The sequence below is a fragment of the Psychrobacter piscatorii genome (assembly GCF_043641605.1).
GTDB classification, from domain to species: Bacteria; Pseudomonadota; Gammaproteobacteria; order Pseudomonadales; family Moraxellaceae; genus Psychrobacter; species Psychrobacter piscatorii_C.
The window spans coordinates 82,043-89,233 of sequence record NZ_JBHZRK010000015.1 but is presented as its reverse complement, the minus strand read 5'-3'; the positions used below and the strand labels follow the sequence as shown (position 1 = coordinate 89,233).

Below are 7,191 nucleotides of genomic sequence, written 5' to 3'. Positions count from 1 at the left end.
ATTTACATATTCGTTGCCGCTAGTCCGTCTGATGAGGGCGTATTATAGAGGGTTTAATTTTTGTGTCAACCTGTTTTATTAATGTTTTTGGACTTATTTCCCCGTAATTTAGAAAGTTGAATATTTTCAATGGGTTGGAGTTAGCTTCTTTAAAAAGGCAATAAAAGTGTGCTCTGGTTGATAGTTTTATCAGATATGTAGTGCCGTTTATTATCTTCTACCTCTTTCAAGGCACTCCTACTCATACCTCCAATATTGAGATTACTACAAACATCACTATATAAAAGGTTAGTCGACAAACTTTATATAGTTTTGCCAACATTCTATTTTGAAATGTCCAAAAATAACTTTCGCAGTTTATCTCTTATTGAGCTTAAGGCTCTATCCCTTGATATCTAGTGTTGGTAGACGGTTTTTGCTATAATCATCCTTTTATTACATTACTTATTTTTGCTGATTATCTATATTAGATAGATGATAAAGTTCTGTCTATGATGTCGGTATTGATTTGACACTCTTGAATAACCAATAAAATCCACAATATATAGCACTACAAAGCAGTAACAAGTAATGTGTCACTCTCACTATATATCACAACGATTAGATATAATTGATGCGGTCTCACGGTTATATGATTGATGGTTGCAATCATCACTGCCAACGGACCCAATAACAGGCGAATAGATTATGGTAGCGATTACTTTACCCGATGGTAGCGTGAAAGACTTCGAAGGTCATACAACAGTCATGGAAGTGGCGCAAAATATTGGGACAGGGCTCGCTAAAGCGACGGTCGCTGGGCGTGTCAATGGTCATCTCGTAGATGCACATGATCCTATCGTCGCTGATGCCAATGTTGAAATCGTGACGCCGAAAGACGACGATGGTGTTGATATTATTCGTCACTCATGTGCTCACTTATTAGGTCATGCGGTTAAACAGCTATATCCTGATGTGAAGATGGTCATTGGTCCTGTTATTGATGATGGTTTTTATTACGATATTTTTAGTGAAACGCCATTTACGCCTGAGCATATGGAAGCCATTGAAAAACGCATGATGGAGCTAATCAAGCAAGATTATGACGTTATCAAAAAAATGACGCCACGTGCCGAAGCGATCGAGATATTTGAATCACGTAACGAAGACTATAAGCTAAAACTGATTAATGATATGCCAGGTGAAGAAGCCTTTGGTCTATATCATCATCAAGAATATGTTGATATGTGCCGTGGCCCGCACGTACCAAATACGCGCTTTTTGAAAGTATTTAAACTGACTAAAATGTCAGGTGCTTATTGGCGCGGTGATGCGAAAAACGAGCAATTACAGCGTATTTATGGTACTGCTTGGGCTGATAAAAAACAGCTAAAAGCTTATATACAACGTATTGAAGAAGCTGAAAAGCGTGACCATCGTAAAATTGGTAAAGCGCTAAACCTATTTCATATGCAAGAGCAAGCGCCAGGTATGGTGTTCTGGCATGCAAATGGCTGGACAATTTATCAGGTACTTGAGCAATACATGCGCAAAGTACAATATGATAATGGCTATGAAGAGATTAAAACACCGCAAATCGTGGATCGTAGCTTGTGGGAGCGCTCAGGACATTGGGGCAATTATGCAACCAATATGTTCACGACCTCTAGTGAAAACCGTGATTACGCGGTAAAACCAATGAACTGCCCTTGCCACGTGCAAGTGTTCAACCAAGGCCTAAAATCTTACCGTGACTTGCCACTACGTATGGCTGAGTTTGGTTCTTGTCATCGTAATGAGCCATCAGGTTCATTGCATGGTTTGATGCGCGTACGTGGTTTTACTCAAGATGATGCGCATATCTTCTGTACGCAGTCGCAGATTCAACAAGAGGTTGCTGACTTTATTAAGCTGACGCTTGCTGTTTATGAAGATTTTGGCTTTGATAACATTATTATGAAGTTGTCTACTCGTCCTGAAAAACGCGTTGGTAGTGATGAGTCCTGGGATTTTGCAGAAAAGGCGTTAGCAGATGCGCTTGATAGCTCAGGGCTAGACTGGGATTACTTACCTGGCGAAGGTGCTTTCTATGGTCCAAAGATTGAGTTCAGTCTAAAGGATTCATTAGGACGCATTTGGCAGTGCGGTACCATTCAGGTTGATCCAAACATGCCTGAGCGTCTCGATGCTGAGTTCGTCAATGAGCAAAACGATCGCGAAGTCCCTATTATGTTGCACCGTGCAATTCTAGGGTCATTTGAGCGCTTCATTGGTATTTTGATCGAAAACTATGCCGGTTGGATGCCAGTATGGCTAGCACCGCAGCAAGTTGTGGTCATGAATATCACTGATAAACAAGCTGATGCATGCGAAAACGTGGTTAGCGAGCTCAAAAATGCAGGTTTGCGCGCTATTAGCGACTTGCGTAACGAAAAGATTGGATTTAAGATACGAGAGAAAACATTAGAACGTATTCCCTATATGCTAGTATTAGGGGATAAAGAAGTGGAATCGGGCAGCGTCAACGTCCGAACTCGCGAAGGTGAGAACCTTGGCGTAATGAATGTTTCTGAATTTATTACATTAGTACAGACCGCTGTCAGTAAAAAAGGCCGACAGACCCCAAAAACAGATGAGGAGTAATACCTATTAAACAGTCCAACCGTTTGAACATCAACGAAGATATCAACGTCAAAGAAGTCCGTCTCGTCAAAGAAGATGGCGAGCAAATGGGCGTGGTTGATATCGCAACCGCGATGAAAGCGGCACGTGATGAAAACCTAGATTTGGTTGAATTAGTTCCTGAAGCTAAGCCGCCAGTATGTAAGATCATGGATTATAAACATTTCCTCTATGATCAAAAGCAAAAGGCTAAAGAAGCTAAGAAAAACCAAAAGCAGACTCAGCTCAAAGAGATGAAGCTACGTCCTAGTACCGAAGAGGCCGATTATCAGGTTAAACTGAGAAAAATCGTGAGCTTCTTGGAAGATCAGGACAAAGTTAAAATTAGCATCCGTTTCCGCGGACGTGAAATGGCGCACCAAGACATTGGTCGCAAACAACTTGATCGTATCATTGAAGATACTGCTGATATCTCAAACGTCGAACAATATCCTAAGATGGAAGGTCGTCAAATGGGTATGTTGCTCGGACCTACAAAGAAAAAGTAATCTGTTCATTGGGTTACTTTGAGTAGTGGCTGTTAGTCCATATAGCTATTTATAACTCTAACCATCAATATGCTACGGGATATTGATGGTTTTTTATTATTTGAACTGCTTACTGTCTCTTTTAAATGTATTTAGCCAGATATAATTGGCTGACGCTATTTTACAAAATCTACCTTCTCAACTATTTGATTACGCGGTAGTCTAAAGGTCTGTTTTATATTTGCTAATCAGCATTTATCAAAATTTTTAGTCAGTGTATAACAATAACGTATATCGCGACCGCTAGAGTCACGGATAAAACACACTACTTTTAGCCGACATCAAAGGAAATTTCATGCAAGAATTGACGCCACCAGAAAACGCCACAACTCCTAGTATCTCTCTCACAGCGCCTGAACCTGTCAAAGAAATACAAAAAAGTGAAGCCGATCAAATGGTCAAGTTGGATGAAAGCCAAATTCCAGAGCTCGATGCCAAAGTTGATGCGTTTGTCGATCACGTGATTACTAACTCGGTGCACAGCCCAGAGTTTCAGCAAAACGTTCAATCTATTCATAATTTAGGTACGAAAGAAATTCGTGAGTCAGCGCAAGTCTCTAATCGGATGCTGGAGCTACCAGCCAAAAGTCTCAATGACAGTTTGTTTGATAACTCCCCTATCGCCAAATCTTTGACTGAGTTACGCGGTATCGTCGAGGACTTAGATCCGAGCAAAAAAGAGCTGACCAACTCACGTAAGCTGTTCGGTCTGATTCCATTTGGTAATAAAGTACAAGATTATTTCCGTCAATATGAGTCAGCTCAATCACACATCAACGCGGTTGTTACCAGTCTATATAATGGTAAAGATGAATTGCTCAAAGACAATGCGATGATTGAGCAAGAGAAAGTCAATATGTGGGAGCTGATGCAGTCTATTCGCCAATATATCTATGTTGGCAAGAAGATTGATGAGCAACTAGAGCAAAAGGTCTACGCTATAGAGGCAACAGATCCTGAGAAAGCGCGTATTATTAAAGAAGAGATGCTGTTTTACGTCCGTCAAAAAAATACCGACTTCTTAACCCAGTTAGCAGTGAATGTACAAGGTTATCTAGCGCTCGATACCATTCGCCGTAATAACTTAGAGCTGATAAAAGGGGTTGATCGCGCAACGACGACGACTGTTTCAGCACTACGTACAGCGGTGGTAGTTGCTCAAGCCATGACCAATCAAAAACTGGTACTTGATCAGATTACGGCATTGAATAAAACCACGAGTAGCTTGATTGAATCAACCTCCGCCATGCTCAAACGTCAGTCAGGTGAGATTCATGAGCAAGCAACCAGTAGCAGCATTGAGCTTGATAAACTACAAAATGCCTTCAATAATGTCTATGACACCATGGATATGATCAGTAATTATAAAATCGAAGCATTAGAGAATATGAAGCAAACGGTCAATACTTTGACCACTGAAGTAGATAAAGCACAAAAATACTTGGATAAATCAAATCAAACTACGGTGCTAGAAGTATCGAAAGAGCTTGATAGCAAAAAGATCACCAATCAATCAAACAGTGTTGATATCGACATTTGATTTATCCATATAGCAGTCATTAAAACTGACTGCTTCCTGCTACCGAGGACACATAAGACAATTGACGCAAGATATTGCGCCGTCGTTCGTGTTAAGATAGTCACTATTAATAATTTTAAAAATAGATACGGTAATTTATGAGTTGGAATGATCCAAACGCCTCAAGTGAGGCAAAAAAATATGACAACCCGATTCCTAGTCGTGAGCTGATACTCAGCACGATTAATGAGCATGGGGAAGTCACGCATCAACAATTGGCAAAAGCCTTTAATATTGATGATCCTGACCAATTTGACGCTTTGGGCAATCGCTTGAAGGCAATGGCACGTGATGGGCAAGTGAACCGTGAAGGCCGTCCTTATCGCTATCGCACGGTCACCAAACAAGATATCGTTACAGGTACGGTATCTGCACATCCAAAAGGTTTTGGTTTTGTGGTGCTAAGTGATATGCCAGATTTGTTTTTGCATGAAAAGCAAATGCGCTGGGTATTCAATGGCGATACGGTAGCAGCTGTCGGTACGTCAACAGACAATCGCGGTCGTACCGAAGGCCGTATTGTTGACGTAGTCGAGCGTCGCCAAAACAATTTCATCGGTACGCTTGCGCGTGATGAAGACGGCTATTGTGTTGAGCTTGGTAGTCCAAACAATCATCAACCGATCACGGTTACTGATGACAACGTACAGGCATTGAACGCTAAAGAAGGCGCACCTGTAAAAGTAGACATCATTGATTGGCCAAACCAGCATGAATTTGGTACAGGTAAAATCACTGAAGTGTTGTCTGATGACAACGACCGTGAATTGATTATTGAGACAACCCTTCTTAACTATGATATCCCATCAGATTTTAGTGAAGCGGCACTCAAGCAAGCTGCTGATTATCAAGAGCCGACTGAAAATGACATAAAAGGCCGCACAGATTTGCGTCATCTGCCACTTGTCACTATCGATGGTGAAGATGCACGTGATTTTGATGATGCCGTATTTGCTGAGAAGCGTTCTGGTGGTAATTACCGTGTCGTGGTTGCGATTGCGGATGTCAGCTACTATGTCACACCCAATTCACCACTGGACCAAGATGCCTATGAGCGCGGTACATCCGTATACTTCCCGCATCGCGTGATTCCGATGTTGCCTGAAGTGCTCTCTAACGGTCTATGCTCATTGAACCCTAACCTAGATCGCTTATGTATGGTTGCTGATATCAAGATATCGCGCGCAGGCAAGGTCACAGGATATGAGTTTTATCCCTCAGTGATGCACTCGCAAGCACGCTTAACCTACAACCAAGTGAACGACTATCTTGCCAATCCAAATGATAAGAGACTTCCTAAGTCATTAACGGGCAATAAAGACGTCAAAAAATCCATCGATACGTTATACCAGCTTTATGAGCTACTGCTTAAGAAGCGTGAAGAACGTCATGCAATGGAATTTGAAACGGTTGAAACGTACATCAAGTTCAACGAAAAAGGTGGCATTGACGCTATTTTACCGCGTACTCGTGGTGACTCTCAGAAGCTGATTGAAGAGTGTATGCTCCTCGCTAATACCTGCGCGGCAAACTTCGCGCTCAAGCACGAGCTACCAGTCTTATATCGTAACCATGATAAGCCTGATAATGAGAAGTCGATGCGTATCCACGAATATGCAAAAAACTTCGGTTTACCTTTCCCAGAAGAGAATCCAACGCAAGCGGATTATCAGCGCATTATCGAAGCGACCAAAGACCGACCAGATGCGATCAGCATCCATAGCATGTTGCTGCGTTCAATGATGCAAGCAAACTATGCGCCTGACAATATTGGTCACTTTGGCTTGGCTTATGATGAATACAGCCACTTTACCTCGCCGATTCGCCGTTACCCAGATTTGATGTTGCATCGCGGTATTAAAGCTCAGGTAACGAACAGCAAACAGCCTGTGATGGACTTCTCTCTTGATGGTGCTGGTACACAGACGTCAGATACAGAGCGCCGTGCAGAAAAAGCATCGCGCTATGTAGAATCTTGGCTCAAGTGCCACTATATGACCGATCATGTTGGCGAAGAGTTCGAAGGGGTTGTGACCTCAGTCACTAACTTTGGTCTATTTGTCACCTTGACTGACTTATACATTGATGGTCTAGTACATATCTCGAATGTTGGTGATGACTTCTTCGTTTATGATGAGCAGCAACAGCAGCTTATCGGTAAAGACAAAGGCACGCTCTTTGGACTTGGTGATTTGGTCAAGGTACAGGTTGCTGGCGTCAACATGGACTTGCTGCAAATTGACTTTGATTTAAAAGAAAAACTGCAGTCTAGTGCCATGAATCAGACAAAAAAGCAGCCTGCTAAAAAAGAGCAGCCTAAGAAAAGCCCTGCGAAGAGAAATAATAACCGTAGAGGATCTAGCAAAAAAAGCTAATCTGAAACTGTAGTACCATAAATAAAAAGGGCTAACGATAACGTTGGCC

General features: G+C 41.9%; 4 protein-coding genes. All 4 read left to right on the top strand.

The genetic code is table 11. The features are described 5' to 3' along the window. The first annotated feature begins 687 nt into the window (after positions 1-687). The 4 genes from thrS (at position 688) to rnr (ending at position 7,142) form a co-directional block, all read left to right on the top strand. A complete protein-coding gene (thrS, locus tag ACHUET_RS12770; RefSeq protein WP_394213303.1) occupies positions 688-2,622 on the top strand; it encodes a threonine--tRNA ligase in 1,935 nt (644 codons plus the stop codon). Between the two features lie 23 nt (positions 2,623-2,645). After that, the gene (gene infC / locus ACHUET_RS12765) at positions 2,646-3,149 is read left to right on the top strand and encodes a translation initiation factor IF-3 (RefSeq protein WP_057762155.1); all 504 of its coding nucleotides are present in this window, start codon (positions 2,646-2,648) and stop codon (positions 3,147-3,149) included. A 334-nt stretch (positions 3,150-3,483) separates the two neighbouring features. Continuing rightward, positions 3,484-4,728, top strand: a complete 1,245-nt coding sequence (locus ACHUET_RS12760) for a toxic anion resistance protein (RefSeq protein ID WP_394213301.1) — start codon at positions 3,484-3,486, stop codon at positions 4,726-4,728. A gap of 137 nt (positions 4,729-4,865) precedes the next feature. After that, on the top strand, positions 4,866-7,142 hold the full coding sequence (gene rnr / locus ACHUET_RS12755) for a ribonuclease R (protein ID WP_394213299.1): 2,277 nt from the start codon (positions 4,866-4,868) through the stop codon (positions 7,140-7,142). The last annotated feature ends 49 nt before the right edge of the window (positions 7,143-7,191 follow it).